The following is a 26380-nucleotide window of genomic DNA, read 5'->3' as shown; positions in this document are numbered from 1 at the left end:
GGCGTTTCTCGTTCGTGCGGTTGCCCGCGCGTGCCGGATCAGACCGCCATGCAGACGTATTTCATTTCCATGAATTCCTCGATTCCGTGGTGGCTGCCCTCGCGGCCCAGGCCCGATTGCTTGACCCCGCCAAAGGGGGCGACCTCGGTCGAGATGATCCCGGTATTCACGCCCACGATGCCATATTCCAGCTCTTCGGCCACCTTGTAGACGCGGCTCAGATCCTTGGCGTAGAAATAGCTGGCCAGGCCAAAGATCGTGTCATTTGCCATTTCGATCACGTCGTCCACATCCTCGAACTTGAAAAGCGGCGCGAGCGGGCCAAAGGTTTCGTCCTTGGAAAACAGCATGTCCTGCGTGGCGCCGGTAACGATGGTTGGCGGCAGGAAGTTGCCCGGCCCCTGCATCGGCTCGCCGCCACCCAGCAGGACCGTCGCGCCCTTGGCGGTGGCGTCGGCCACATGTTCCTGCACCTTGGTAATGGCATCGGTATTGATCAGAGGGCCCAGGTCTGTGCCTTCGTCCAGCCCGTCGCCCACTTTCATCTGGCTGACGCGATCGGCCAGCTTCCGGGCAAAGGCGTCATAGACGCCAGCCTGTACGTAAATGCGGTTCGCACAGACGCAGGTTTGCCCGTTGTTGCGGAACTTGCACATTATTGCGCCTTCCACGGCGGCATCCAGGTCGGCGTCATCAAACACGATGAACGGCGCATTGCCGCCCAGCTCCATGCTGCATTTCATCACCTGGTCGGCGGCCTGGCGCAGCAGGATCCGGCCCACCTCGGTCGAGCCGGTGAAAGTCAGCTTGCGCACCTTCGGGTTTTCGCAGAACTCCTTGCCGATTTCGCTGCTGCGCGACGAGGTGACGATGTTGAACACGCCCGCCGGAATACCCGCGCGTTCGGCCAGCACGCCCATCGCCGTGGCCGACAAGGGCGTTTCCGCCGCCGGACGCCCGACAAAGCTGCAGCCCGCCGCCAGCGCCGGCCCGGCCTTGCGGGTGATCATCGCGTTGGGAAAGTTCCAGGGCGTGATGCTTGCTGCGACACCGATTGGCTGTTTCATCACCATGATACGCTTGTCGCGCTGGTGGCCGGGGATGGTTTCCCCATAGATGCGCTTGGCCTCTTCGCCGAAAAACTCGATGAAGGACGCGCCATAGACGATCTCGCCCCTGGCCTCGGCATGGGGTTTGCCCTGCTCGGCGGTCAGGATGGTGGCCAGGTCGTCGGCGTTTTCCATCATCAGGTCGAACCACTTGCGCAGCACCGCGGCGCGTTCCTTGCCGGTCCAGGCGGCCCAGTCCTTTTGCGCGGCGTGCGCGGCGTCGATCACGCTTGAAACCTGTTCGCGGCTCAGGTCGGCAACCTGCGCGATCACGTCACCGCGGGCGGGGTTCGTCACGTCAAAGGTCGCGCCGCCCTCGCCTTCCATCCATGTGCCGTTGCCATAGGCGCGGGGCGCCAGCAGGCCGGGATCTTTCAGCAGCGATTTCAGGTCGGTTTCGGTCTTGGGCATGATATCCCCTCCTCGGAAAATGGGTCCGGGACAGGCAAAGCACTCTGCGTTAGTCTTGTCCAGACAAAGCGGCCGAATTTGTTGCCATGTTAAGGAGAGCAGGATGGAACTCGATGATGCCTACGCCAATGCGGCCCATATTCCCGGGTCGGATGCCTACCCTGACCGATGGGCGCGGCAGGCGGCCGCGTTTCGCGAGGGCGTGATCGAACAGGGCCTGGCCGAGCTGGACGTGGACTATGGCGACACTCCGCGGCAGAGGTTTGACCTGTTCCTCCCGCGTGAGACGCCAAAGGGGCTTTTTGCCTTCGTGCACGGGGGCTATTGGCTACGCTTTGACAAATCGGTCTGGTCGCACCTGGCGGGCGGCATGTTGCATAACGGCTGGGCGGTGGCGATGCCGTCCTACGACCTGGCGCCGCAGGTGGAAATCGCGCGGATCACCTGGCAAATCGCGCGGTTCTGCGAAGTGGCGGGCCAGATGGTGGCAGGGCCGATCCGGCTCGCGGGCCATTCTGCAGGCGGGCACCTGGTCGCGCGCATGGCCGTGCCCGGCGTGTTGCCGCGCCGATTGGCCGAGCGCCTGGCCCACGTCATGCCCATCTCGCCGGTGGCCGACCTGCGGCCCATGCTGAAAACCTCGATGAACGCGCAATTCCGTCTCGACGAGGCCGGTGCCGCCGCCGAAAGCCCGGTTCTGCAACGGCCGGTCAAGGGGCTGCCGGTCACGGTCTGGGTCGGCGGGGACGAGCGCCCCGCCTTCCTCGATCAGGCGCAATGGCTGGCCGATGCCTGGGGCTGCGATCATGTGGTTGACCCGGGCAAGCACCATTTCGACGTGATAGACGCGCTGGCCGATGCCGATAGCAAGATGGTGCAAACCCTTCTGACGTGACCGTTCAGCCGAAGCGGTCGCCCCATGAGGGCTGCGTGTCATTCGGGGTTGCGCTGGCATGATAAACGGCGCGGGCAATCGCGCGCGCCATGCAGGTGGCCGCCGCGTGGCCCAGCGTCAGCGTGTCGGCCAAGGGGCTTTGCAGCGCGCGCGCGCCGGTCGAGACCGCAAAGATCAGGTCACCATCCATCGGCGTATGGGCGGGCACCAGCGCGCGGGCATATCCATCCTGCGCCGCCGTCGCCAACCGCGTGCACTGTGCCTTGTCCAGCGCCGCGTCCGTTGCCACGATGCCGATGGTGGTATTGGCATGGGCTGCCAGTTTCGTCCTGGGCACATGCGTGTCCGGATACTCGGCCGCCACGCCGCGCGCGCCGAACTCGTCATCCATCTCGAACGGGGCGGCCCAGAAATGCGGGCCATCGCCCACCGTGGCCGAGCCGAGGGCGTTGACCACCACCAGCGCGCCGACCGTGTGCCCGGATGGCAACGTGACCGAGGCCGAGCCCAACCCGCCTTTCAGCGTCGCGGTCGTGCCGCCCGTGCCCGCGCCGCTGCTGCCCAGGTCGAACTTGTCGCTCACGGCGGCCAGCGCCTGCGCACCCAAAAGCGGATAGGGGTTTTCAGCCCAGGCCTTGTCGCCGCCATTGTTCAGGTCAAAGATGATCGCACCGGGCACGATGGGCACGTTCTGGCCCCCCACCGCAAAGCCGCGCCCCTGCGCGCGCAGGGCGTTGGCCACGCCCGAACAGGCATCCAGCCCCAGGGCCGAGCCGCCCGAAAGCACTAGCGCATCCACCTGCGCCACGGTCTTGTCGGGGGCGAGCAGTTCGGTCTCGCGGCTGCCGGGGGCACCGCCCATCACGCTGACACCACATGTAAAGGGCGCATCGGCCGTCAGAACCGTCACCCCCGTGTTTATGGCAAGATCCTGCGCGTTGCCCACGCGCAGGCCCGCGACATCGGTGATCAGGTTGCGCTTGCCCGGTGTGTTCATGCTCTGCCTCCTTGGATTCGCGGGCACATTGCCAGATCGTGCGCGATAGGCAAGCGCCGCCCCCCCCCCGCATAGCGGCTTTCATTCCAGCCCCCGCTTTGCGACACTCGGCGCGATGGCGCATGGAATGGCACGACAGGAATTGCACACCGGGGCCATCCGGCAAGGGATCGCATGAAAGGCGCATGTATGAGACTGCTCTGGATGTTGTTCATCGGCCTGTGCATCACCGGCGCGGTGGTGCTCAGCCTTGGTGACCTGGCTGGCCTTGATGCCTGGGCATGGTTCGACAGCTTAGGCCTGGGCGCTGTGCCCAAGGGCCTGTGGCTGATCCTGTTCTGTGCAATCGGTGGCGCGGCCTACTTGATGGACAGGAAACGCGATGACCAGGCCGGTGCTGCGCCGGAACGCGAGAAGGGCGAAAACCCGGAAAACCCGGGTGACCGATTTTCTTGAGCGCGATTATCAGGTAGACAAACCTGCACATGCGCGGCCTGCCTGGGCACGGCGCAAGGACAAAGCGGGCCTTGACCTTGCAAGGCGCGGCAACCCCGCGCCCGGTTTGGCGGTTTGCGAAAAAGGGGGCGCTGACGATGTTGGCACTGGCACGGCTTTTGATTATCGGTTTTGTTGTCCTGACGGTGATCTACCTCTCGCTGTCGCTTTATTCACGCAGCGTGCGACGGGGCAAGCTGGAACGCGAATGGGATGAAGAGATCCACACCGGCGACCGTGATGCCTTCATAGAAGAGGGCATGCGCGCCTATGACGGATCGCTGCGCAAGAAACTGATCCTGGGCGTCTATGTCTTGCCCCTGGTCACCGTGACGATCATCATCTACCTGACGAATTTCCACTAAGCGGGGCCGCATAATGTTTTATGTCAAATGGGCGTTTGTGATCACCTTCTGGGTGCTGGTCGTGGCGTTCTTTCACTACACGCTGCCGCAGCATGACGTGGCGCGCATCGCAGACACGTATGAAAAGCGGATAGATTTCGGCGAAAACTCGATCTTCTGGACCAACCAGGGCACCGGCGATGCCGAAGGCACGGTGAACCGTGACGTGTTCTTCATCCAGGCATTCCGCACCGACGATCGCCCGATGATCTACCGCAACGAGGATACCGGCTGGGGCTGGCCGCCCTATTTCAAGTTCGACACGGCGAACTTGCAGGCCGAGGCGAACAACCTGCGCTCAACCCCGAACGACCCGCAATGGGCGGTGATCACGCATTACGGCTGGCGCAACGAATTCCTGTCGATCTATCCCAACGCCATCAGCGTGCGCGCGGTAGACGGGCCCGACGTGCGGATCATCCCTTGGCTGAACATCGTGATCCTCACGATCGTCGCCGCGGTGAGCTGGGCCATCTGGGTGCGCTGGCGCCGTTTCCGCGCGGCGCGGATCGACCCGATGCTCGAAGATATCGGCGAAGGTTTCGACGCGGCCGGCGACAGTTTCTCCGACACGCGGGGCCGGTTTCGCCGCTGGCGCGACAGCTGGAAACGCAAGTAGCCCGAATGGGCCCGCCTGCGCCGCGCCCGGCAGGCGGTCACCATGCCCGGCAAGAAGGGCCTTGTTTTCCTCTTGCCGGAAATACCCCGGGGTTTGGGGCAGCGCCCCAAGGCCTGCGCGGCCCGAGCGCATGACACCCTGTCGCGCCGCAGGCGCGGCCGCTGGTTCAGCGCTTGCCGTAATAAAGCCCCACGACATGCTCGGCCTCGGCAAAGAACAGCCAGCGCGCGGCAAGGATGCCCAGGATATGCGTCAGCATCGCGAGCAACCCCAACCAGTGAGTGAAGGGCAGCAAAAGCAGCAGGATCGGCAGGCCATAGCCCAGGATCAGCGCCAATACGCGCAGGCGGCGGCTGTGTTTGCGGCCCACCACGTGGACCATTTCGCGCAACAGGTAGTTGGTGCCGGTATGGGGTGGCTCAAAGGCCCGCGCCGCACCCGATGACAGCCCCGTGGCGCTGGCCATTGTCGTGCCCGATCGGGCCAGCGCGCCGTCGCCCTGCATCCACACCAGCACCTGCACCGCCGCGGCCAGCGCCAGCAGTGGCGCGGCCAGGCTGACCTCCCCGGCCAGAAGGGCGCCGCCGCCGGCCGACAGGGTCAGGAAATGCAGCGGGGTCAGCCCCGTGTTCCAGCGCGGCACGGCCTTGATCGAGGTGTAGATCATCGCCGTGCAATAGACCGTCGCCACCGACAATGCCGCGCCCAGCCAGCCCAGCGGTTGCCAGCTGGCGTCAAAGAATACCCGCCCGATCGCATAAAGGCCCATCACCGACAGGGTGGCCAGGCTGGTCCACGCTTCGCGGCTCAGCCAGCTTGTGCGCCACTGGGTGAACGCCTTGAGCGCGCGTTCGGGGTGGCCCAGGTGAAAGGTCGAGGCAACGAGCCCGCCCCCCGCCAGCGCAAACCCGATCGCGAAAAAGGCAAATGCCACCCAGCCGGTCGCGCCCGGCATGCCGAGGCCGAGAAAGGCCAGCAAGCCAAAGCCAAGCCCGGACAGCGTGGTGAACAGGATGATAGAGGGGGCAGGGTGCATCGGCGTTACTCCTTGCCGCCAGGCATTTGATCGAGCGCGCGGTCGAGCCAGCCCAGAAAGCCGCGCGGCTCTTGCGCGACGGGCTCCAGGTAGGGCGCCAGCACATCGACCTGGTCCAGCTGGTCGCGGGGGCGGGGCGGCAGGTACTTGTTGACCGGGGCGGTGCCCTGCTCGGGCATCAGGTCCATCCCACCGCGCGCGGCCACCAATTGGCTTACCTCGCTGTCCGGGTCGCCAAGATCGCCGAAATGCCGTGCGCCGGCGGGGCAGGTGCGCACGCAGACGGGCTCGCGGTCTTCCTCCGGCAGGTTCTCGTTATAGATCCGGTCGACGCATAGCGTGCATTTCTTCATCACCTTTTCAACCGCGTCCATTTCGCGTGCGCCGTAGGGGCAGGCCCAGGCGCAAAGTCCGCAGCCGATACAGTCGGATTCGTTGACCAGAACGATACCGTCCTCGACGCGCTTGTAGCTGGCGCCGGTCGGGCAGACGGTGACGCAGGGGGCGTTGTCGCAATGCAGGCAGGATTTCGGGAAATGCACAAGCTGCGCCGCGCCGTCCTCGGGCTGCACTTCGTAGCTGTGAACGCGGTTCAGGAACGTCCCCGACGGGTCGGCGCCATACGGGTCCGTATCGGATAGCGGCGCGCCGTAATTCTCGGTGTTCCAGCCCTTGCAGGAAATCACGCAGGCATGGCAGCCGACACAGGTATCAAGGTCGATGACCAGGCCCAGCTTGCGGTCTGTCGCGGTAGGAAGCTCGGTCATGCAAGACGGTCCTTCTGTTGCTGCGTGATCTGTCCGACCTGCTGTTCGGCATCCCTGTCCCAGGTCGCGACGAACCAGATGAAACTGCCCGCCACGGCAAGGAAAAAGCAGGCGATGGCCGCCAGGGTCAACTTCATGGCCCGTGTCATTTGCCCACCTTCCATGCCAGCGTTTCAGGGCCCTGGCCCACCGGCGACTTGATCGGCGGATAGGCCGGTTGCGCCTGGTCCGGGGCAGGAACCTTTTCGATCTTGACGCGCAGATCGAACCATGCGGCCTGGCCGGTGACGGGGTCGCTGTTCGACCAGCGCATCCCGTCGCCGCGCGCGGGCAACAATTCGTGGATCAGGTGGTTCAGCAAAAAGCCCTTGCGCGCCTCGGGGGCGTTTTCATCCAGCGCCCAGGCGCCCTTGCGCTTGCCGATGGCATTCCACGTCCAGACCGTGTTTTCGTTCAGCGCGGCCATATGCGCCACCGGCACCGTGATCGTGCCATGCACCGAGCTGACCTGCGCCCAGTCGCCATCTTCGAAACCATGCGCCTGCCAAAGTTTCGTGGGCAGATACAGCGGATTGACCCCGTGCAATTGCCGCAGCCACGCGTTCTGCGTGCCCCAGCTGTGATACATCGCCATCGGTCGCTGCGTAAGCGCGTGAACCGGGTATTCCACCGGGTCGGCATGGCCGTCCTCGAAGGGCGGATACCAGATGGGCAGCGGGTCGAGCGTGGTCTTGATCTGCTCGCGCAGGTGATCGGGCGGCTGGCGGTCGCCATGTCCCTCGGCCGCCAGTTGGAACCGGCGCAAGGGCTCGACATATAGCTGGAAAAGGTAAGGTTGCGGGCTGTCGTAAAGGCCCAGCTCGACCGCCCAATCCTGGTAGGCCGCGTTCCAGGGTTTGTAATAGGCGGCATCTTCGGGAATATGCCCGACCCAAAACCCGCCATTGTCGATATAGCGTTGCATCTGGTCGGGGTTCGGGGCGCCGCGCCCGTCACCGCCCGTGCGCCACCCCGCGAGCGGTCCGATGCCGGGTTTGCGTTCGTGGTTGACGATGTAATCGGCATAATCGGCGTATTTCGGCGCGCCGTCGTCATCCACCATTCCCGGCAGGCCCATCCGCGCGCCCAGGTCCAGAAGTGCCGACTGGAACCCGCGCACATCGCGGTCGGGCGCGACCACCGGCCAGCGGATCGCGTCGGCGGCGGCGTCGGCCTCGCAGATCGGACGGTCAAGCAGGCTGATGCAATCGTGCCGCTCAAGATAGGTGGTGTCGGGCAGAACCAGGTCGGCATAGGCGACCATTTCGGAACTATACGCATCCGAATAGATGAGGTGCGGAATAACGTAATCGCCGTTCTCATCGGTGTCGGTCAGCATTTTCATCACGCCGCCCGTGTTCATCGACGAATTCCACGACACGTTGGCCATGTACATGAACAGCGTGTCTATCTTGTACGGGTCGCCCGCATGGGCATTGGAAATCACCATGTGCATCAACCCGTGGGCCGACATCGGGTTTTCCCAGGTATAAGCCTTGTCGATCCGCGCGGCGGTGCCGTCATCCTTCAGGCACAAATCGTCGGGCCCCTGGACATAGCCCAGGTGCGGGCCATCCAGCGGCGCGCCGGGCGTGACGCCACAATGGGGTTTCGGATGCGCAGTGGCGGGTTTGGGGTAGGGCGGCTTGAACCGCATGCCCCCCGGCGTTTCGACCGCCCCGATCAGGATTTGCAGCACATGCAGCGCGCGCGCCGTCTGAAACCCGTTGGAATGGGCGCTGATGCCGCGCATGGCATGAAAGCTGACAGGCCGGCCCGTCATCGTCTTGTGTGTCTCGCCGCGGAAATCCGTCCACTCGCGGTCAAGCGTGACCGCCTCGTCAAAGGCGACGCGGGCAATCTCGTGGGCCAGCGCGCGGATCTTTTGGGGCTTGATGCCGGTTTCCTCGGCCACGGCCTCGGGGGCGTAACGCTCGTCAAGGTAGCGCTCGGCCAGCAGGTGAAACACCGGGCGGTGGGTCACGCCGGCGTGGCGATGGGTGCCGGCAAGGTCGGGCCGCACGCCGGGCTGGTCAAAGGGCGTCGGTTGCCCGGTTCCGCGGTCGATCACCAGTTCGCGCCCCTGCTCGTCGCGCAGGAACAGCCCGTATTCGTCCGACCGTGGATCGCTGTTCATCAGCACGGGCGCGTTGGTATAGCGCGCAAGGTAATCGAGGTCGATCTTGCCCGCCTTGAGCAGCTCGTGCACGAGCGACAGGATCAGCAGCCCATCGGTCCCCGGCGTGATGCCCAGCCAATCGTCCGCCACGGCGTTATAGCCGGTGCGAATGGGGTTCACCCCCACCACCCGCGCGCCGCGGGCCTTGATCTTGCCGATACCCATCTTGATGGGGTTGCTGTCATGGTCCTCGGCCACGCCGAACAGGATGAACAATTTGGTGTGGTCCCAGTCGGGCTGGCCGAACTCCCAGAATGCGCCGCCCATCGTGTAGATGCCCGCCGCCGCCATGTTGACGCTGCAAAAGCCGCCATGCGCGGCGAAATTCGGCGTGCCGAATTGCTGCGCCCACCAGCCGGTGAAGGATTGCGACTGGTCGCGGCCCGTGAAAAAGGCCAGCTTTTCCGGGGCGTTGTCGCGCAGCGGCTTCAGCCAGCCCGTCGCCATCTCCAACGCTTCGTCCCACGAGATTTCCTCGAACTCGCCCGAGCCGCGCGGCCCCACGCGTTTCAGCGGCGCGCGCAGACGCGAGGGCGCGTTGACCTGCATGATTCCCGCGCTGCCCTTGGCACACAGAACGCCGCGATTCACCGGGTGGTCGCGGTTGCCCTCGATATAGGCAACCTTGCCATCCTTCATGTGCACATTGATGCCGCAACGGCAGGCGCACATGTAGCAGGTGGTCCGGCGCACCTCGTCCGATACCTTTGGCGAGGTATCAAGTTTGGGCTGGTTCATGATGTTCTCCCTGTTCCCCGGCACTATCGCGTCACATGACCTGGCGAACAAGCCCGAGTGCTGCCAAAACCACCAGGAGGGTCAGGCAGACGGGCCGGTAATGCTGTTCGGTCTCGGGTGTGAAATAATGCCGCCCCAGCGCCAGACCGGCCACGAACGGCACCAGCAGCACGCCGTAGCGCAGCGTTGCCTGTGTCGTCAGGATGCCCAGCACGACCTGCCAGAAAAACGTGATCGTCCCGCCGATGGTGATGATCACGATCATCGTGCCGCGCATGCTGCGGGGCGGCAGGTTGCGCGCCATGATGTATAGCGCATGCACCAGCCCGCCGATCGAGGCCAGCCCGTTTACCACGCCGGCCAGCAGGCCCACCGCCGCCGCGCCCGCGCGGCCCCGGCCAATCGGCAACGGGATTCGCAGCAGTTGCATCGTGGCCAGCACCGCCACCAGCGCCAGCGCGATCATGCGTGAAACATCCGGGTCCAGCGTCTTTGTCAGCGCCAGCCCCAGCGGCACGCCCACAAGGCCCATGCCCACCAGCGTCAGGGCCAGCGGCTTGTCGGCATCGCCAAACCCGCCCCGCATCAGCAACGCCGAGGCCGTCAGCTCCAGCAGCAGGCAGATCGGAATAAGGTCGATCGGCGCGATCCAGACGGTCGCCAACGCCATGATCGTGGCCGAGGCGGCAAAGCCCGTGAACCCGCGTACCATGCCGGCAAGAAACACGACCACCACCAACCAGGTCAGCAACCCGCTTGAAAGATCAAGCTGCGCCATCATCGCGCAATGCCCCGCCGTTCCAGCCGCGTGCTCCGGGCCACCCAAACCCTGGGAGCCTGGCCATTGACGCTGGAAACGGCGAAAACGCGCGTTTCTTTCAAGGAAACGCGCGCAAACTCCATCCTGATGGAGTTTGCCCCCCTCAAACCGTTTGCGGGCGCATGTCGGCGGGGTCGATGCCCGCCACTTCAACCGGCTTGGTCATCGCGTCGCGGCGGAACGGCTCGCCCAGTTCCTGGTTGATCAACGCTTCTATCAACGTGGTCTTGCCATGGTTCATCTGGTTGTCGATGGCCTTTGACAATGCCGCCTGCAGCTCGTCCATCGTGCGCGCCTGCACGCCTTGCAGGCCGCAGGCCGTGGCGATTCCGGCATAGCTCACGGTGTCGTCCAACTCGGTGCCCACGAAATTGTCGTCATACCACAAGGTCGAGTTCCGCTTTTCCGCGCCCCACTGGTAGTTGCGGAACACGACCATCGTGATCGCGGGCCATTCGGGGCGGCCGATGGCCGTCAGCTCGGTCACCGCGATGCCAAAGGCGCCGTCGCCCGCAAAGCCCACCACCGGCACGTCGGGGCAGCCGATCTTGGCGCCGACGATCGACGGCAGGCCATAGCCGCAGGGGCCGAACAGGCCGGGCGCCAGGTATTTCCGGCCCTCCTCGAAGGCGGGGTAGGCGTTGCCGATGGCGCAGTTGTTGCCGATGTCGCTGGAAATGATCGCTTCGCGCGGCAGCGCCGACTGTATCGCCCGCCACGCCATGCGGGGGCTCATCCAGTCCGGTTTCGCATCTCGGGCGCGCTGGTTCCAGGTGGTGCCGGGGTCGTCTTCTTCGTGGTCCATGCTGGCCAGTTGCTGCGCCCAGGCCGATTTCGTCTTGCCGATCAGCGCCAGCCTGTCGCGTTTCGCGGCGTCGTCGGCCTCGGGCAGCCTGGCGTTCAGCGCCTCGGCCACCTTCTTGGCGTCACCCACGATACCCACGCCAACCTTTTTCGTCAGGCCGATACGGTCGGGGTTGATATCGACCTGGATGATCTCGGCCTTCTTGGGCCAATAGTCGATGCCATAGCCCGGCAAGGTCGAAAACGGGTTGAGCCGGGTGCCAAGGCACAGCACGACATCGGCCTGCGCGATCAGTTCCATCCCAGCCTTCGACCCGTTATACCCCAGCGGCCCGGCAAATTGCGGGTGGCTGCCGGGAAAGGCGTCGTTGTGCTGGTAGCCCACGCAAACCGGCGCGCCCAGTTTCTCGGCCAGTTCGATGGTGGCGGGGATCGCGCCGCCCAGTACCACGCCCGCGCCGTTCAGGATCACCGGGAATTTCGCTCCCTCCAGCAGCGCGGCCGCTTTTTCGAGCGCCGTTTCACCGCCCGCGGGCCGCTCGAATTCGACGATCTCGGGCAGGTCGATATCGATCACCCTGGTCCAGAAATCGCGCGGCATGTTGATTTGCGCGGGCGCGCTGGCGCGGCGGGCATTGAGAATCACGCGGTTGAGCACCTCGGCCACGCGCGACGGGTCGCGCACCTCTTCCTGGTAGGCGACCATGTCCTCGAACAGTTTCATCTGTTCGACCTCCTGGAACCCGCCCTGGCCGATGGTCTTGTTGGCGGCCTGCGGTGTGACCAGCAAAAGCGGCGTGTGGTTCCAGTAGGCGGTTTTCACGGCGGTCACGAAATTGGTGATGCCGGGGCCGTTCTGGGCGATCATCATGCTCATCTTGCCAGATGCGCGGGTATAGCCATCGGCCATCATCCCGCCCGAGCCTTCATGCGCGCAATCCCAGAAGGTGATGCCGGCGCGTGGGAAGAGATCGGAAATGGGCATGAAGGCCGAGCCGATGATGCCGAACGCATGTTCGATCCCATGCATCTGCAACACTTTCACAAAGGCTTCTTCGGTGGTCATCTTCATCGGCTGGTCTCCGGCTGGGGTCGTGGGATTCGGGCACTGCGCCCGGCTGGCGCACAGGGTAACGGCTGGCGGGGGGTGTGATAGGGCCAGATGGTGTGGCGGGATATGGCCAGATCGGGCGGGCGCCGGTACTGGCATGGCCTATCTTATGGCTGCGGCAATTCGTGCCACGCCCTCGGGGATGCGCGCCGCGGGAATCGAGGAATAGGCCAGCCGGTAAAAGTTGCGCGGCGGGTCATCCCTGGCAAAAAAGGGCTGCCCCGGTTCGATCAGCACATCATTGTCACGCAACCTTGCGGCCAGCCGGGCGGTGTCCACCCCGTCGGGCGCCTCCATCCAGAAGCTAGATCCGCCATGCGCGCCGCGCCCGGCGATAGACAGGCCATGCTCGGCCATCGCCGCCTCCATCACGCGGCGGCGTTCGGCATAGGCGTGGGCGGTGCGCCGGATCAGCGCGTCGTAATGGCCCAGCGACAGGAAATAGGCCGCCGCGCGCTGCATCAGCCCCGGCGGATGGCGCAGCACGCTTGCGCGCAGGGCGCGTGCTTCGCGGATGAACGGGGCCGACCCCACAAGATAACCCAGCCGCAACCCCGGAAACAGCGACTTGGAAAAGCTGCCGACATAGATCACGCGCCCGTCGCGATCCAGCGACTTGAGCGCGGGCGAAGGTTTGCGCAGAAAGGCCATCTCGAACTCGTAGTCATCCTCGACGATCAGCGCGTCCATCGCGCGGGCACGTTCCAGCAATGCGTGGCGGCGGGCCAGCGGCATGGTTGCCGACGTGGGCGACTGGTGCGAGGGCGTGGTGAAAATCACGTCGGTGCCGTCGGGGACGCGGTCGGGCGGCAACCCGTCCGCATCGACCGGCACCGGCGACATGTGACAACGTGACTGCATCAGCACATCGCGCAGGGCGGGGTAACAGGGGTCTTCGACCGCGGCGCGCCGGCGCTGCGTCAGCAGCACCTGGGCCGCCAGCCACAGCGCGTTCTGCGCGCCCATCGTTACAAGAATCTGTGCAGGTTCCGCGATGATGCCGCGCCGGGGCAAGGTGTGGCGGGCGATGAACTCGACCAGTTTCGGATCGTCCTGGTCATACTGGTCTGCCGTCAGGGCGGCGAAATCCTTTTGCCCCAGCGCCTGCACCGCGCAAAGACGCCAGTTGGCGTGATCGAACAGCGTGGAATCCGTCTGCCCATAGATGAACGGATAGCGGTAGCGCGCCCAGTCCTGCGGTTTTTCCGGGGCTGCCCCGCCGGTAAACCGCTGGCCGATGGCGCGCACCCAGTCAACACGATCCTCGACCACCATTGACTGGGTGGGGGGCAGTGGCTCGGGCGCGTTCTCCGACACGTAATAGCCCGAACGCCCCCGCGCGGTCAGGTAGTCCGAGGCGACAAGCTCGGTATAGGCCAGGGTAACGGTGATCCGGCTCACGCCCAGGTGGGCGGCCAGCTTGCGGCTTGACGGCAGCTTTTCGCCGCGCCGGAACCGGCCCGACAGGATGCCTTGCGCGATCATCTGCTGGATGCGCGATTGCAGCGTCGCGTCGCTGCGCGGATCAAGAAAGAAATTTTCCACCGAGATCGCCATGCGTGGCACGCTAACTGGATATATTCGTGCGGTAAACTGGCATTATAACACGGTGCGCGGTTTGTGCCGGAAAACGCGCGGTTTCTGCATATTTACGAGTTGTATAAATATATGGTTGCTGATCAGGTGGCCCTTTCCCACACTGGCACTGCCACCAACCCCGAGGGACACATGATCGCCGTCATATTCGAAGTACACCCCGCCGAAAACCAGCTCGACCCATACCTGGACATGGCCGCCAAGATGCGGCCCCTGGCAGAGAGCATCCCGGGCTTCATCAGCGTCGAAAGGTTCGAAAGCCTGACCACGCCCGGCAAGTTGCTGTCACTATCCTTTTGGGAAGACGAGGCAGCGCTTGAGGCATGGCGCAACCTGCCGCAGCACCGCGGCGCACAGCAGGCCGGGCGCGACGTGATGTTCGCGGGCTACCGCCTGCGCGTGGCCGGTGTCATCCGAGATTACGGGATGGAAGAGCGGGCACAGGCCCCCGCAGACAGCCGCGAAGCGCATGGTGTGTAGATCTGTTTGAAAACAGTTGGTTGAGGTCGCGCAAGAAAAAGCCCGCCGTGCAGTGGCACGGCGGGCAGGATGGCTGGAAGAGGTAAAGTCTCAGCCGAAAACGCGGGTCAGCGCCGTGTCAGTCGCGGCGATGATTTCGTCGATATGGTCCTTGGTGGCGATCAGCGCCGGGCTGTAGCACAGCGTGTTGTTCTTGCCGGGGATCGAGCGGTTTGTCACGCCGATGATCACCGCCTGGGCGTTGCATTCGGCCACCACCTTTTGCGCCAGCTTTTCATCCACCGGCTCTTTCGTGTCACGGTCGGCCACCAGTTCGGCGCCCAAGAACAGGCCCTTGCCGCGCACGTCACCGACCACTTTGTGCTTTTCCTTCAGCACGTTAAGCTGGTCCAGCATGTAGTCGCCCATCGCTGTGGTGTTTTCCAAAAGGCCCTCGTCCTCGATGATGCGCATGTTTTCCAGCGCCGCGGCGGGCCCGGCCGTGCAGCCGCCAAAGGTGGATATGTCACGGAAGTAATCCATCGGGTCGGCAGCGTCGTCCTTGAACATTTCGAACACCGCCTCGGTGGTGACGCAGCACGCGATGGCGGCATAGCCACTGGCAACGCCCTTGGCCATGGTCACCAGGTCGGGCTGAACCCCGTAATGCTGATAGCCGAACCATTCCGTGCCGGTCCGGCCCACGCCGCACACCACCTCGTCGATATGCAGAAGGATGTCGTATTTGCGGCAAATCTCCTGCACCTTCTGCCAATACCCTTCGGGCGGAGTGATGACACCGCCGCCGGCGGTCACCGGCTCAAGGCACAGTCCGCCCACGGTGTCTGGGCCTTCGCGCAGAATGACCTGTTCGATCTGCTCGGCCGCCCATTCGCCATAGTTCTCGTCGGGGGCGCCATCCTGTTCATGCTTGCGATATTCCATGCAATGCGGCACGCGAATGAAATCGGGCGAGAAGGGGCCGTATTGTTCGTTCCGCTCGTCCTGGCCGCCCGCGCTCATCGCGCCGATGGTCGAGCCGTGGTAATCGCGGTCGCGATACAGGATCTTGCGCTTTTTCCCGCCATACCGCTTATGCGCGATCTGGCGGATCATCTTGAACGCCTTCTCGTTCGCCTCTGAGCCCGAGTTGGTGTAGTACACGCGGCTCATGCCCGGCATCTTTGCAATCAGTCGCTCGGAAAAAAGCGCCCCGGGGATCGAGCCGGTCGAGCCCGCGAAATAGTTCATCTTGATCAGCTGGTCGCGCACGGCATCGGCAATTGATTCGCGGCCATAGCCGACGTTCACAGTCCAGACGCCACCCGAAACGGCATCGAGATGTTTCTTGCCGTGTTGGTCCCAGACATGGATGCCCTTGCCCTCGACGATCACGCGCGGTGCGCCTGTCTCGAACGGTTTGTGCTGGGTCAGGTGGTGCCAGACATGGGCGCGATCCATGTCGACGATTTTCGAAAGGTCGTTGTCAAAGGTTCCGTCCATTTGGCGCTCCGGCAATATCAGAAGGGTGGTCGCGCGCCATCCGCGCGTTTTCGGCTTTATCGTATCACATCTTGCCCGGACAGATAAAAATAGGTCCAGATTGCCCTGTCGCATGAAGCCAGTTCTGTTTGTCTACGCATGTTCTGGCCCCTGGATGCCCATGCCGCTAGGGTGCGTGCATGACAGATGATCGCGCTTTGCTGACACGCCTTTTCGAGGCAGCCGTGGCCGCGGCCGACCCGGCCCGCGCGTTGCGCCCCCATCTTCCCCGACCGCCAAGGGGTCGCACGGTGGTGGTGGGCGCCGGGAAGGGTGCCGCGCAGATGGCCGCGGCGTTCGAAACCCTATGGGATGGCCCCTGCGAAGGCGTGGTTGTCACCCGATACGGTTATGCCTGCCCCACACGGGCCATTCGCGTGTTGGAGGCGGCGCACCCGGTGCCCGATGCCGCCGGCATGAAGGCCGCCCAGGCGCTGTTCGACGCGGTGCAGGGGCTTGGCCCTGACGACCTCGTGGTGGCGCTGATCTGTGGTGGCGGTTCGGCCCTGTTGCCGGCCCCGCCGGACGGGCTGACACTGGAAGACGAGCAGGCGCTGAACGAGACATTGCTGCGCAGCGGCGCACCGATCGGCGCGATGAACGCCATTCGCAAACAGGTTTCGCGCCTGAAAGGCGGGCGGCTTGCCGCGGCAGCCCACCCCGCGCAGGTTGTCAGCCTGATCGTGTCTGACGTGCCGGGCGACGACCCGGCGCAGGTGGCCAGCGGCCCCACCGTGCCCGACACCGCCAACCGAGACAGCGCCCGCGCGGCGCTGCGCGATTATTCCATCGCGCTGCCTGACCGGCTGGCGAAATTTATCGCGGAGTCGCCCGAAGACGCCCCGCAGCCCGATGACCCGGCTTTCGCGCGCGACCGCGTGACGGTGATTGCCTCCGCCGCGCAATCGCTTGAAGCGGCGGCCTTGGCCGCCGATCACGGGCTTGCCGCGCACATCCTGTCTGATGCGATCGAGGGTGAGGCGCGCGAGGTGGCCCGAGTTCATGCGGCCATCGCGAAAGAGGTTGCGCGCAAGGGGCGCCCCTTTGCCCGGCCCGCGCTGATCCTTTCGGGTGGTGAAACCACCGTCACCTTGCGCGGCAACGGGCGTGGTGGCCGAAATACCGAATTTCTGCTCGCCTTTGCAATGGCGATAGAGGGTTGTGATGGACTCACCGCGCTGGCGGCCGATACCGACGGTATCGATGGCTCGGAGGATAACGCCGGTGCCTTTGCCGATGGCCGCACGGCTGCCGACATGCGGGCGGCCGGGATCGACCCGGCCCAGGCATTGGCCGACAATGACGCCTACAGCGCCTTCGCGGCCATCGGCGCGTTGTTTGCCCCCGGCCCCACGGGCACGAATGTGAACGATTTCCGCGCCATCCTTGTACGATAGGCCCTGACCCGTTCGGTTATCTCATTGAAAGTATGCGTCGGGCATGCGCGGATCATTCCTTGAGCCTCGCAGCGCTGGTGATTTTTTCTTGATGCATTCATTCCATTTTTAATAATCATTAAAAATAGTAGACGTGGTCAACAATTGGCCTATCCCTTGCCGGAAAAAGGAAGGTAAGAATGCGGAAAACGATCCCAAGGTCAGGAATCGCGGCGAAGCGGTTGCATCCCCCGATCCGGTCTATCCGTGACGCGTTGAGTTTCCGCATTGCGCGGATGGCGGCGATCAATGAACGCGTGGGCAGCTTGTTTTTTCAAGAAGAGCTTGGGCTGCGGGTCAACGAGTGGCGTGTTCTTGGGCTTGTCACGGCTGCGGGTACCGCGGCATTTTCCGAGGTCCGCGGACAATTGCTGATCGACAAGGGGCAATTGAGCCGCGTCGTGCGCACCCTTGTCGAGCGTGGTTTGCTGAAAAGTTATCCCTCGCTTGAAGATGGACGACAGGTTGACCTCGTTCCCACCGCTGAGGGTCGCGCGATTCATGATCGCGCGCTGTCCTACATCGCCTATCGCAACGAAGTGATGACCGAAGTTCTGAGCGCGAAGGAATGTGCGGACCTTCTGGATATGCTTGGCCGTCTGATTGACCACAACGAGCGGCTTCTGGTCACGCAAGAGCACGCGTGACACAGATGGCCTGTGGGCCAAATCTCGGTTGCACCTTTTGTCGAGACGCGAGGGTGCCTTGCCCCGCTTGAGCGGGGACAGCGTGATTCCATGATTGATGGAAATGCCGTCACATGGGAAAAGCGGGTAACTTTCGCGGCCACTGTCCTTGCCGGGATTGCGCATGGAATGGGTGGTGACCCTGGCTTGCCGGTTCGGGTGTCTGCCTGCCGCCGCACGAAACATTGGGATACTACGAGGATCGCAAGATGAGCAGCTTTTTTGACCTTCCGCCCCTGCCGCAGGTGCCGGTGGCGGGCAGCGACATGACTTTCCCGGTGCGTCGCGTCTTTTGCGTCGGGCGCAACTATGCCGCCCATGCCGCCGAAATGGGTGTCGAGGTGGACCGCGAGGCACCGTTTTATTTCACCAAGACGCCTTGGGCCATTTGCCATAGCGGTGCAACCATACCCTATCCGCTGGAGACGGCGAACTATCACTACGAGATGGAATTCGTGGTGGCGCTTGGCAGGCCAGCGTTCCGCGTCAGCACCGATGACGCGATGGATGCGGTGTTTGGCTATGCCTGCGGCCTGGATATGACCCGCCGCGACCTGCAACAGGCCGCCCGCGAAAAGCAACGCCCCTGGGACTTGGGCAAGGATGTCGAGAACAGTGCCATCATTGGCCCCATCACCCCGGCGGCCGAGTTCGATATCGCGGGCCAGCACATCGCGCTTGCCGTGAATGACGAGACGAAGCAGGATGCCACGCTGTCAGACATGATCTGGTCGGTGCCGGAAATCATTGCCCATCTGTCGCGTTTTTATCACCTGGAACCCGGCGACCTGATCTATACAGGGACACCGTCGGGTGTTGGCCCCGTCGTCGCGGGTGATCAGATCGTGGGAACAATCGACGGCCTGCCGCCCGTGGCCCTGACCTTGGGGGATGCCGAATAGGACGTGCCTTGTGGCGGCTTGAAGGGCAGGAAAGAACCAAACGCACGGGGGCTTTGGCAGCCCGATCACCGCGCCGTCACGGGGGGCGGGCAAGACCAAGAAATGATTGACGCAGCCAATCAGCTAATGTCTGAATATTGCCACGAATGACCGTTCAGGCCCGCCGCCAGGGGCGGGTGCCGATTCCAGGGAGGAAGACCATGACCAAGAGACGCGCGTTCCTTGCGCTGGCCGCCGGTGCGGCGATGACCACAATGGGCCTTGTTGCAGGCCCGGTACATGCACAGGAGGTGACGCTGCGGCTGCACCAGTTCCTGCCCGCGCAAGCCCCGGTGCCCAGCCAGGTGCTGGACCCTTGGGCCGACAAGATCGAGGCCGAAAGCGATGGCCGCATCAAGATCGAGCGTTATCCCTCGATGCAACTTGGTGGTCGCCCGCCCGAGCTGATCGACCAGGCGATCGACGGCGTTGCAGATATTGTCTGGACCGTGGTGGGCTACACGCCCGGCCGCTTCCCTTCGACCGAGGTGTTCGAACTGCCCTTCATCACGAACGGGGCCGAACCGGCTAGCCGCGCGCTTTGGGACATGTTCAACGAGCATATGCGCGACACCGAGTTTAGCGACGTAAAGGTGCTGGGAACCTGGGTTCACGGGCCCGGCCTGATCCATTCCAAGGACCCGATCACAGAGACCTCTGACATGAACGGCGTGAAGATCCGCGGCGGATCGCGCGTGGTCAACCAGCTCCTCAGCCAGTTGGGCGCAACCCCTGTCGGGATGCCGGTTCCGGCGGTGTCCGAGGCGCTTTCGAAAGGCGTGATCGACGCAACCACCATCCCGTGGGAGGTGACATCGTCGCTGAAAGTCGCGGAGCTGGTCGATAACCATACCGAGTTCACGGGCGGCGCACTTTACAACATCACTTTCGTCGTTGCCATGAACAAGGCGAAATATGACAGCCTGCCCGACGATCTGAAGGCGGTGATCGACGCCAATTCCGGCATGGAGTTCTCAGCTATGGGCGGGCGCATCATGCAAGAGGCCGACGCACCCGCACGGCAGGCCGCCATTGACCTTGGCAACAACATCATCACGCTGAACGAAGAGCAGACCGCCGCCTGGCGCGAAGCCGCGGATCCGGTTTATGCCAACTGGATCGCCGAAATGGAAGAGCTGGGCATCGACGGCCAGGCCCGCATCGACCAGGCCCGCGCGCTGATGGAAAAGTACAGCCAGTAAGGCTATTACTGGTATGATGGGCCGCGCGGCGAAACCCGCGCGGCCCTGTGTTTCAATCCCGGTACGAGGGGTGCCCATGCATCGTTTGATGAACGAACTGGCCCGCGTCATGGCGCTTGTCGGCGGGGTCGTTCTGACCATGCTGATCCTGTTGACCTGCATTTCGGTCTTCGGGCGTGGCATGAACACTTTTTTGCATAGTGGCCTGGGCGAGGCGTTGCTGGGCGGCATGACCAAGACGCTGCTGGATACCGGGGTGGGGCCGATCCTGGGCGATTTCGAACTGGTCGAGGCTGGGATAGCCTTTGCGATCTTCGCCTTCCTGCCATTCTGCCAGATCACGAATGGTCACGCGACGGTGGATATTTTCACGTCGAAACTGGGCGTTGGGGCCAACAGGTTCATCCAGATGGTCGTGGAAATCGTATTCGCGGCGGTGCTGATCCTGATCGCATGGCGGTTGTATGACGGGATGCTGTCGAAAATGCGCTACAACGAAACGACCTTTCTGCTCCAGTTCCCGATCTGGTGGGCCTATGCCGCGTCGCTGGTGGCGGCATTTCTGGCATCGGTCGCCGGGGTGTACATGGCCGTGGTGCGCACGGTCGAGTTTTTCACGGGCCGCGTGATCATCGTGCCCGCCGGGGGGGCCGACCATTGAGCAACCTTGAAATCGGGCTGACCTCTTTTCCGGTTCTGCTGTTGATGATCTTTCTGCGCGTGCCCATTGGCTTGTCGATGTTCCTGGTGGGACTTGGCGGGCTTTACTTTGTGACGGACGGCTGGACCGTGGCGCTGGCCAAGCTGAAATCCGAAAGCTACTCCACCTTTTCCAGCTATTCGCTGTCTATCGTGCCAATGTTCCTTTTGATGGGGCAGTTCGCCACGTTGGGTGGCATGTCCACCGCATTGTTCAAGGCTGCCGAGGCATGGCTGGGCCATCGCCGTGGCGGGGTTGCCATGTCGGCGGTGGGGGCCTGTGCCGGGTTTGGCGCGATCTGTGGCAGTTCCCTGGCCACCGCCGCCACGATGGGCCAGGTGGCCCTGCCCGAGCTGCGCCGCTATGGCTATTCGGGCGGGTTTTCCACGGCCACGCTGGCGGCGGGCGGCACGCTGGGCATCCTCATCCCGCCCTCGGTGATCCTGGTGATCTATGCCATCCTGACGGAACAGAACATCGCCAAGCTGTTCCTGGCCGCGTTCATCCCCGGTATCCTGGCCGCCATCGGCTATATGCTGACAATCTCGATCTATGTGCGGCTGCACCCCGACAGCGCCGGTGTGCGCCCGCCCATGCCCTATTCCGAGCGTTTCGCGGCGCTGTTCAAGGTGTGGCCGGTGCTGATCGTGTTCCTGCTGGTGGTTCTGGGTATCTACTTGGGCTGGTTCACCCCCACCGAGGGCGCAGCCGTGGGTGCGCTGGGAACCGGGTTGATCGCGCTGTTCAACGGCGGCATGACTCGGCGCAGCCTGTCCGAGAGCTTCCTGTCGACCGCGCGTTCCACCGCGATGATCTTTTTCATCGTGCTTGGGGCGGCCTTCTATAACGGGTTCCTGGCAATGACCCAGGTGCCGCAGGAATTGGCCGCATGGGTCGGCGGCTTGGGCTATTCGCCTTGGCTTATCCTGGCGATCATCCTGTCGCTCTACCTTGTTTTTGGCTGCGTCATGGACAGCCTTTCGATGATCCTGCTGACCATTCCGATCTTTTTCCCGATCATCTCGATGCTGGATTTCGGCCTGACGCCCGAGGAAACGGCGATCTGGTTCGGTATCATCGTTCTTATCGTGGTCGAGGTGGGGCTGATCACGCCGCCCGTCGGGATGAACCTGTTTGTCATCAACTCGATGGATCGCATGACCCCGATGGTCGAGACCTACAAGGCGGTCTTGTACTTCGTGGCCTCCGACATCATTCGCGTGGTGATCCTCGTGGCCTTTCCGGTGATAACGCTGGGCCTTTTGCGCCTGCTGCACTGACACGTGCCCCGGCGCCGGGGATTTCGCGGCTGGTTTCGTTGCACCATTTTTGTTATGACATATAACAAAATGCCCGAGGAGAGAAGATGACCGATATCCTGCAAACCCGCATCGACGGGCCGATCGCGGTGCTGACGATGAACCGCCCTGACAAGCGCAATGCCATGAACGATGCGCTTTTGGCGGCGCTGGACGCATTCTTTTCCGCCCCGCCAGAGGGGGTTAAGGTCGTGGTTCTGACCGGCACGGAGGGGCATTACTGCTCGGGTCTTGACCTGTCGGAACAGGCGCAACGCGATGCCGAGGGCACTATGCGTCACAGCCGCGGCTGGCACGCGGTCATGGACAAGATCCAGTATTCCGGCCTGCCGGTCGTGTCGGCCATGTTCGGTGCGGTGATCGGGGGCGGCCTGGAACTAGCGACCGCCACCCATGTGCGCATTGCCGAGCCCAGCACAATCTTTCAATTGCCCGAGGGCCGGCGCGGCATCTACGTGGGGGGCGGAGCCTCGGTTAGGGTGGGGCGCATCCTTGGCGCCGACCGTATGATCGAGATGATGCTGACCGGCCGCAAGTACAACGCCGAACAGGGCGAGCGCTTGGGCTTGTGCCACTATGCCGTGGATGAGGGCGAGGCCCTGGGCCTGGCAATGGACCTTGCGGGCAAGATCGCGCAGAATGCGTCGCTTTCGAACTACGTGATGATCCACGCGCTCAGCCGGATCGAGGACATGTCGAAGGCAGACGGCCTGTTCACCGAGTCGCTTTGCGCCGCGCTGACCCAGACCAGCCCCGACGCGCAAGAGGGGCTGCGCGCCTTCCTTGAAAAACGACAACCACGGTTCCGGTGACATCATGAACGATTTGCCAGACAGCCCGTTCGCCGCCGGCCTGGATGCCGGCCTGCGCGAATTTGTCGGGTACACGATGAAACGGGCCACTAGTGCCGTTACGGCCGATGCTGCCCGCGTGCTGGAGCCGATGGGCCTGCGCATCACGACCTTCTCGGCGCTCAGCGTGATCTGTCACAGCCCCGGCGTACGCCAGACCGAACTGGCCGCTGCCCTTGGAATGGAGCGGTCGAACAGCGTGGCAGTGATCGACAAGCTGGAAAAGGCCGGATGGATCGCCCGTGAACGCAAATCGACCGACCGGCGCGCCATCGCGCTGCGGCCCACCACCGTGGGGCTGGCGCGCCAGAAACAGGCCCGCTTGGCCCTTCTGGCGCATGAAGACAGGCTCTTCGCGGGGCTTACTGCGGCAGAGCGGCGTGACCTTGTGAAATTGCTGTCGAAAATCGAGGTCTGAACCATGACAGTTGCGAAAACCGCCCCGCAATCCGTGGCCCGCAGCATCCGAGAGGATGGTGCCGTGTTGCTGACCTCGCGCCATACGCTTGGGCCGGTGGCTGAAACCACGGGCGCGTGGCTGCACGATTGGGCGGCGCAGACGCCTGCGGCGGTATTCCTGGCCGAACGTTCGGGTGCCGGCTGGCGCGAGGTGACTTATGCCGAGGCGCTGGAGCAGGTGCAGGCTTTGGCGGCGTGGTTGCTGGACCAGCCCGAACAGGGCCTGGTCATGATGATCTCGGGCAACTCGATCGATCACGGGTTGCTGGCGTTGGCCGCGCAGTATGTAGGCCGCGCAAACGTGCCGGTGGCCGAGCAGTATTCGTTGATACCCGGCGCCCAAGACCGGCTGATCCATATCGTCAGGAAACTGCGCCCCGCGCTGATCTACGTCGACGACGCCGCGCGCTACGCAAAGGCGCTGGCCCTGCCGGAACTGGCGGATATCCCGGTGCTCGCCAGCCGGCCCGAAGGCGCCCCGCGCGCGGTCATGCCGATGGCCAGGGCGCTGACAGGGGGCACCGGCGACGTGGCCACTGCCCATGCGCGGGTAACGCCCGACACGGTGGGCAAGATCCTGTTCACCTCGGGCTCGACCGACCACCCCAAGGGGGTGTTGACGACGCATCGCATGATGTGCGTGAACCAGACACAGTTGGCCGATGCCTTTCCGGTGCTGCGATCCGAACGGCCAAGGATCCTGGATTGGCTGCCGTGGAATCACGTGTTCGGCGGGTCGCATAACTTCAACATGATGCTGGCACATGGCGGCGCGCTTTACATTGACGACGGCAAACCCACCGAGGCGCTGTTCGCCCGCACGCTTGAAAACCTGTCCATGCACACCGGCACGCTGTCGTTCAACGTGCCGGTTGGATATGCGCGTCTGGTGAGCGCCCTGCGTGCCGATGCCGGCCTGCGGCGGCGGTTCTTTGAAGGGCTGCACTTTACCTTCTATGCCGGGGCTTCCCTGCCGCAAGAGATCTGGGATGCGCTGGGGGACATGGCTCGCGCGGTGACGGGCGAGGTGCCGTTGATGGTCAGTTCCTGGGGAATGACCGAGACCGCGCCCGCCGTCCTGCTGACGCATGAACGCATCGACCAATCGGGCATTGTCGGCGCGCCGGTGGCAGGCACGACGGTCAAGCTGATTCCCGAGGACGAGAGCCGGTTCGAGCTGCGCGTGAAGGGCCCCAACGTCATGCCCGGATATTTCGAGGACGACGACAAAACCCGCGCCGCCTTTGATGCCGAAGGCTTCCTGATCACCGGCGACGCGGTGCGTTTCGTGAACGAGGACGCGCCCGACCGTGGCCTGCGCTTCGATGGGCGTATATCAGAGGATTTCAAGCTGTCCTCGGGCACATGGGTGCGCGTGGCCGCGCTGCGTGGGCGGCTGATGACGGCGCTTGAGGGGCTGGCCGCCGATATCGTGATTACCGGGCATGACCGGGCCGACCTGGGCGTGCTGATCTTTCCTGCCGCAACCGTCGCCGGCGATGGCGCCTGTGTCGGCCCCGTTCTGATGCAAAGCGTCGCCAACCGTCTTGGGCCCTTGGCGGCAAATGCCACCGGCTCGTCCACCCGCGTTTGCCGCGCCTTGATCTTGAGCGAACCGCCCAGCCTTGAAGCACAGGAAATGACGGCCAAGGGCAACCTCAACACCCGCCGCGTGCTGACCCGCCGGGCCGGCCTGGTGGCCCGGCTTCATGACGACACCGACCCGGCCGTGATCCGCGTATGATTTCCTCTCTCCCGAAATATCCCGGGGAGTGCGAGGGGCTGGCCCCTCGCTTCCGCACTCTCAACCAGCGCACCGCCTGAAAGGAAACCCATGATCGCCCTGGACAAGATCCGTGCCATCGACATCCACACCCATGCCGAGGAGCCCTGCGGCTGCCATTCCGACGATGGGTATGACGAGCTGCAATCCACCATGGCCAGCTATTTCGGGGCGCCGTGGAAACATCCGCCGACCATCCCCGAAACGGCCGCCCATTTCCGTGCGCAGAACACCGCGGCGGTCATCTTTCCCGTCGATGCCGAGCGAGAAACCGGCTACCGCCGTTATTCCAACGACGAGGTGATCGACCTGGTCAAGCAAAACAGTGACGTGCTGATCCCCTTTGCCTCGATCGACCCGTGGAAAGGCAAGATGGCCGTGCGCGAGGCACGCCGCCTGATTGAGGAACACGGGATCAAGGGGTTCAAGTTCCACCCGACCATGCAGGGCTTTTATCCCAACGATCGCATGGCCTACCCGTTCTACGAATTGCTGGCCGAACACGGTTGCATCGGTTTGTTCCACACCGGCCAGACCGGCGTGGGCAGCGGTATGCGCGGCGGCAACGGGATACGGCTGAAATTTTCCAACCCGATGTACCTGGACGACGTGGCGGTCGATTTCCCCGACATGAAGATCATCATGGCGCATCCCAGCTTTCCCTGGCAGGAAGAGGCGCTTGCTGTGGCCCAGCACAAACCGAATGTCTATATCGACCTGTCGGGTTGGTCGCCCAAGTATTTCCCGCCCATTCTCGTGCGCTACTGCAACTCGATCCTTAAGAAAAAGGTGCTTTTCGGGTCAGACTGGCCGATGATCACGCCCGAGCGTTGGCTGACAGATTTCGAGAAGATCGATATCAAGGAAGAGATCCGCCCCGATATTCTAGGCTCAGGACTCATAGCCAATAAATGACGAGCGCCGCGAGTGCGATGGCGGAGAGGAAGACCTTTGGGCATCTGTCGTATCGGGTCGCCACACG

25 protein-coding genes and 1 pseudogene are annotated in these 26380 nt (G+C 63.6%); 15 read left to right on the top strand and 11 right to left on the bottom strand.

Going from position 1 to position 26380, the window contains the following annotated elements:
* Positions 1-38: 38 nt before the first annotated feature.
* On the bottom strand, positions 39-1520 hold the full coding sequence (locus M8744_RS12975; RefSeq protein ID WP_251418365.1) for an NAD-dependent succinate-semialdehyde dehydrogenase: 1482 nt from the start codon (positions 1518-1520) through the stop codon (positions 39-41).
* A gap of 103 nt (positions 1521-1623) precedes the next feature.
* On the opposite strand from M8744_RS12975, the gene M8744_RS12970 reads away from it, so the two are divergent.
* On the top strand, positions 1624-2415 hold the full coding sequence (locus tag M8744_RS12970; RefSeq protein WP_251418363.1) for a hormone-sensitive lipase: 792 nt from the start codon (positions 1624-1626) through the stop codon (positions 2413-2415).
* 4 nt (positions 2416-2419) lie between these two features.
* On the opposite strand, the gene M8744_RS12965 is transcribed toward M8744_RS12970, so the two are convergent.
* The gene (locus M8744_RS12965; RefSeq protein WP_251418361.1) at positions 2420-3412 is read right to left on the bottom strand and encodes a P1 family peptidase; all 993 of its coding nucleotides are present in this window, start codon (positions 3410-3412) and stop codon (positions 2420-2422) included.
* Between the two features lie 189 nt (positions 3413-3601).
* On the opposite strand from M8744_RS12965, the gene M8744_RS12960 reads away from it, so the two are divergent.
* From M8744_RS12960 to M8744_RS12950, 3 genes are all read left to right on the top strand, one after another.
* Entirely contained in the window at positions 3602-3868 is a 267-nt protein-coding gene (locus tag M8744_RS12960; protein WP_251418358.1) for a hypothetical protein, read from the top strand.
* Positions 3869-4005: 137 nt separating this feature from the next.
* Positions 4006-4272, top strand: a complete 267-nt coding sequence (locus M8744_RS12955; RefSeq protein WP_251418356.1) for a hypothetical protein — start codon at positions 4006-4008, stop codon at positions 4270-4272.
* A gap of 13 nt (positions 4273-4285) precedes the next feature.
* Positions 4286-4930, top strand: a complete 645-nt coding sequence (locus M8744_RS12950) for a DUF1523 family protein (protein WP_251418354.1) — start codon at positions 4286-4288, stop codon at positions 4928-4930.
* A 166-nt stretch (positions 4931-5096) separates the two neighbouring features.
* On the opposite strand, the gene M8744_RS12945 is transcribed toward M8744_RS12950, so the two are convergent.
* The 7 genes from M8744_RS12945 to pdxR form a co-directional block, all read right to left on the bottom strand.
* Positions 5097-5966 carry a dimethyl sulfoxide reductase anchor subunit family protein gene (locus M8744_RS12945; protein ID WP_251418352.1) on the bottom strand — a complete coding sequence of 290 codons (870 nt, stop codon included), beginning with the start codon at positions 5964-5966 and terminating at the stop codon, positions 5097-5099.
* 5 nt (positions 5967-5971) lie between these two features.
* Positions 5972-6733, bottom strand: a complete 762-nt coding sequence (locus tag M8744_RS12940) for a 4Fe-4S dicluster domain-containing protein (RefSeq protein WP_251418350.1) — start codon at positions 6731-6733, stop codon at positions 5972-5974.
* Positions 6730-6882 carry a hypothetical protein gene (locus tag M8744_RS12935; RefSeq protein ID WP_251418348.1) on the bottom strand — a complete coding sequence of 51 codons (153 nt, stop codon included), beginning with the start codon at positions 6880-6882 and terminating at the stop codon, positions 6730-6732. The genes M8744_RS12940 and M8744_RS12935 overlap by 4 nt, the downstream gene beginning before the upstream one ends.
* Positions 6879-9689 (bottom strand): molybdopterin oxidoreductase family protein, encoded by a 2811-nt coding sequence (locus tag M8744_RS12930; protein ID WP_251418340.1) that lies wholly within the window; start codon positions 9687-9689, stop codon positions 6879-6881. The genes M8744_RS12935 and M8744_RS12930 overlap by 4 nt, the downstream gene beginning before the upstream one ends.
* Positions 9690-9720: 31 nt before the next feature.
* Positions 9721-10470: a TSUP family transporter gene (locus tag M8744_RS12925; RefSeq protein ID WP_251418338.1), complete on the bottom strand. Its 750-nt coding sequence runs from the start codon at positions 10468-10470 to the stop codon at positions 9721-9723.
* Positions 10471-10612: 142 nt separating this feature from the next.
* Positions 10613-12385: a sulfoacetaldehyde acetyltransferase gene (gene xsc / locus M8744_RS12920; RefSeq protein ID WP_251418322.1), complete on the bottom strand. Its 1773-nt coding sequence runs from the start codon at positions 12383-12385 to the stop codon at positions 10613-10615.
* Positions 12386-12526: 141 nt separating this feature from the next.
* On the bottom strand, positions 12527-13981 hold the full coding sequence (gene pdxR, locus M8744_RS12915) for a MocR-like pyridoxine biosynthesis transcription factor PdxR (protein ID WP_251418319.1): 1455 nt from the start codon (positions 13979-13981) through the stop codon (positions 12527-12529).
* A gap of 171 nt (positions 13982-14152) precedes the next feature.
* On the opposite strand from pdxR, the gene M8744_RS12910 reads away from it, so the two are divergent.
* Positions 14153-14500, top strand: a complete 348-nt coding sequence (locus tag M8744_RS12910; protein ID WP_251418672.1) for an antibiotic biosynthesis monooxygenase family protein — start codon at positions 14153-14155, stop codon at positions 14498-14500.
* Positions 14501-14590: 90 nt separating this feature from the next.
* On the opposite strand, the gene M8744_RS12905 is transcribed toward M8744_RS12910, so the two are convergent.
* Positions 14591-15982: an aminotransferase family protein gene (locus tag M8744_RS12905; protein ID WP_251418317.1), complete on the bottom strand. Its 1392-nt coding sequence runs from the start codon at positions 15980-15982 to the stop codon at positions 14591-14593.
* A gap of 179 nt (positions 15983-16161) precedes the next feature.
* Here M8744_RS12905 and M8744_RS12900 point away from each other — a divergent pair, with 179 nt between their 5' ends.
* The 10 genes from M8744_RS12900 to M8744_RS12855 all read left to right on the top strand — a co-directional run bounded on the left by M8744_RS12900 (position 16162) and on the right by M8744_RS12855 (position 26313).
* Positions 16162-17418 (top strand): glycerate kinase type-2 family protein, encoded by a 1257-nt coding sequence (locus M8744_RS12900; protein ID WP_251418314.1) that lies wholly within the window; start codon positions 16162-16164, stop codon positions 17416-17418.
* A 179-nt stretch (positions 17419-17597) separates the two neighbouring features.
* Complete coding sequence (locus M8744_RS12895) at positions 17598-18104, top strand: MarR family winged helix-turn-helix transcriptional regulator (protein ID WP_251418311.1); 507 nt, start codon at positions 17598-17600, stop codon at positions 18102-18104.
* A gap of 248 nt (positions 18105-18352) precedes the next feature.
* Entirely contained in the window at positions 18353-19045 is a 693-nt protein-coding gene (locus tag M8744_RS12890) for a fumarylacetoacetate hydrolase family protein (RefSeq protein ID WP_251418310.1), read from the top strand.
* Positions 19046-19245: 200 nt separating this feature from the next.
* Entirely contained in the window at positions 19246-20286 is a 1041-nt protein-coding gene (locus tag M8744_RS12885) for a TRAP transporter substrate-binding protein (protein ID WP_251418307.1), read from the top strand.
* A gap of 76 nt (positions 20287-20362) precedes the next feature.
* Positions 20363-20947 (top strand): TRAP transporter small permease, encoded by a 585-nt coding sequence (locus M8744_RS12880; RefSeq protein ID WP_251418304.1) that lies wholly within the window; start codon positions 20363-20365, stop codon positions 20945-20947.
* Entirely contained in the window at positions 20944-22266 is a 1323-nt protein-coding gene (locus M8744_RS12875) for a TRAP transporter large permease (protein ID WP_251418301.1), read from the top strand. The genes M8744_RS12880 and M8744_RS12875 overlap by 4 nt, the downstream gene beginning before the upstream one ends.
* A gap of 86 nt (positions 22267-22352) precedes the next feature.
* Positions 22353-23117, top strand: a complete 765-nt coding sequence (locus M8744_RS12870; RefSeq protein WP_251418298.1) for a crotonase/enoyl-CoA hydratase family protein — start codon at positions 22353-22355, stop codon at positions 23115-23117.
* 4 nt (positions 23118-23121) lie between these two features.
* Positions 23122-23574, top strand: coding sequence for a MarR family winged helix-turn-helix transcriptional regulator (locus tag M8744_RS12865; RefSeq protein WP_251418296.1), 453 nt, complete (start codon positions 23122-23124; stop codon positions 23572-23574).
* Between the two features lie 3 nt (positions 23575-23577).
* Positions 23578-25359, top strand: a complete 1782-nt coding sequence (locus M8744_RS12860; RefSeq protein WP_251418293.1) for a feruloyl-CoA synthase — start codon at positions 23578-23580, stop codon at positions 25357-25359.
* A 90-nt stretch (positions 25360-25449) separates the two neighbouring features.
* The gene (locus tag M8744_RS12855) at positions 25450-26313 is read left to right on the top strand and encodes an amidohydrolase family protein (RefSeq protein WP_251418289.1); all 864 of its coding nucleotides are present in this window, start codon (positions 25450-25452) and stop codon (positions 26311-26313) included.
* Here M8744_RS12855 and M8744_RS12850 read toward each other — a convergent pair.
* Positions 26297-26380: pseudogene (locus M8744_RS12850) on the bottom strand (IS5/IS1182 family transposase); the annotation flags it as partial. The gene M8744_RS12855 and the pseudogene M8744_RS12850 overlap by 17 nt on opposite strands.

This window comes from Lutimaribacter degradans, from assembly GCF_023703375.1.
In the GTDB taxonomy this organism is placed as follows: domain Bacteria; phylum Pseudomonadota; class Alphaproteobacteria; order Rhodobacterales; family Rhodobacteraceae; genus Lutimaribacter; species Lutimaribacter degradans.
Note: the sequence above shows the minus strand (reverse complement) of the source record. Positions and strands in the feature narration are given on the sequence as shown.

Coding starts and splice junctions, on each gene's coding strand:
- M8744_RS12935 (WP_251418348.1), bottom strand. CDS start 6,882: ATGACACGGGCCATGAAGTTGACCCTGGCGGCCATCGCCTGCTTTTTC.
- M8744_RS12925 (WP_251418338.1), bottom strand. CDS start 10,470: ATGATGGCGCAGCTTGATCTTTCAAGCGGGTTGCTGACCTGGTTGGTG.
- M8744_RS12965 (WP_251418361.1), bottom strand. CDS start 3,412: ATGAACACACCGGGCAAGCGCAACCTGATCACCGATGTCGCGGGCCTG.
- M8744_RS12955 (WP_251418356.1), top strand. CDS start 4,006: ATGTTGGCACTGGCACGGCTTTTGATTATCGGTTTTGTTGTCCTGACG.
- M8744_RS12865 (WP_251418296.1), top strand. CDS start 23,122: ATGAACGATTTGCCAGACAGCCCGTTCGCCGCCGGCCTGGATGCCGGC.
- M8744_RS12975 (WP_251418365.1), bottom strand. CDS start 1,520: ATGCCCAAGACCGAAACCGACCTGAAATCGCTGCTGAAAGATCCCGGC.
- xsc (WP_251418322.1), bottom strand. CDS start 12,385: ATGAAGATGACCACCGAAGAAGCCTTTGTGAAAGTGTTGCAGATGCAT.
- M8744_RS12900 (WP_251418314.1), top strand. CDS start 16,162: ATGACAGATGATCGCGCTTTGCTGACACGCCTTTTCGAGGCAGCCGTG.
- M8744_RS12940 (WP_251418350.1), bottom strand. CDS start 6,733: ATGACCGAGCTTCCTACCGCGACAGACCGCAAGCTGGGCCTGGTCATC.
- M8744_RS12870 (WP_251418298.1), top strand. CDS start 22,353: ATGACCGATATCCTGCAAACCCGCATCGACGGGCCGATCGCGGTGCTG.
- M8744_RS12905 (WP_251418317.1), bottom strand. CDS start 15,982: ATGGACGGAACCTTTGACAACGACCTTTCGAAAATCGTCGACATGGAT.
- M8744_RS12945 (WP_251418352.1), bottom strand. CDS start 5,966: ATGCACCCTGCCCCCTCTATCATCCTGTTCACCACGCTGTCCGGGCTT.
- pdxR (WP_251418319.1), bottom strand. CDS start 13,981: ATGGCGATCTCGGTGGAAAATTTCTTTCTTGATCCGCGCAGCGACGCG.
- M8744_RS12895 (WP_251418311.1), top strand. CDS start 17,598: ATGCGGAAAACGATCCCAAGGTCAGGAATCGCGGCGAAGCGGTTGCAT.
- M8744_RS12885 (WP_251418307.1), top strand. CDS start 19,246: ATGACCAAGAGACGCGCGTTCCTTGCGCTGGCCGCCGGTGCGGCGATG.
- M8744_RS12950 (WP_251418354.1), top strand. CDS start 4,286: ATGTTTTATGTCAAATGGGCGTTTGTGATCACCTTCTGGGTGCTGGTC.
- M8744_RS12970 (WP_251418363.1), top strand. CDS start 1,624: ATGGAACTCGATGATGCCTACGCCAATGCGGCCCATATTCCCGGGTCG.
- M8744_RS12880 (WP_251418304.1), top strand. CDS start 20,363: ATGCATCGTTTGATGAACGAACTGGCCCGCGTCATGGCGCTTGTCGGC.
- M8744_RS12960 (WP_251418358.1), top strand. CDS start 3,602: ATGAGACTGCTCTGGATGTTGTTCATCGGCCTGTGCATCACCGGCGCG.
- M8744_RS12855 (WP_251418289.1), top strand. CDS start 25,450: ATGATCGCCCTGGACAAGATCCGTGCCATCGACATCCACACCCATGCC.
- M8744_RS12930 (WP_251418340.1), bottom strand. CDS start 9,689: ATGAACCAGCCCAAACTTGATACCTCGCCAAAGGTATCGGACGAGGTG.
- M8744_RS12890 (WP_251418310.1), top strand. CDS start 18,353: ATGAGCAGCTTTTTTGACCTTCCGCCCCTGCCGCAGGTGCCGGTGGCG.
- M8744_RS12860 (WP_251418293.1), top strand. CDS start 23,578: ATGACAGTTGCGAAAACCGCCCCGCAATCCGTGGCCCGCAGCATCCGA.
- M8744_RS12910 (WP_251418672.1), top strand. CDS start 14,153: ATGATCGCCGTCATATTCGAAGTACACCCCGCCGAAAACCAGCTCGAC.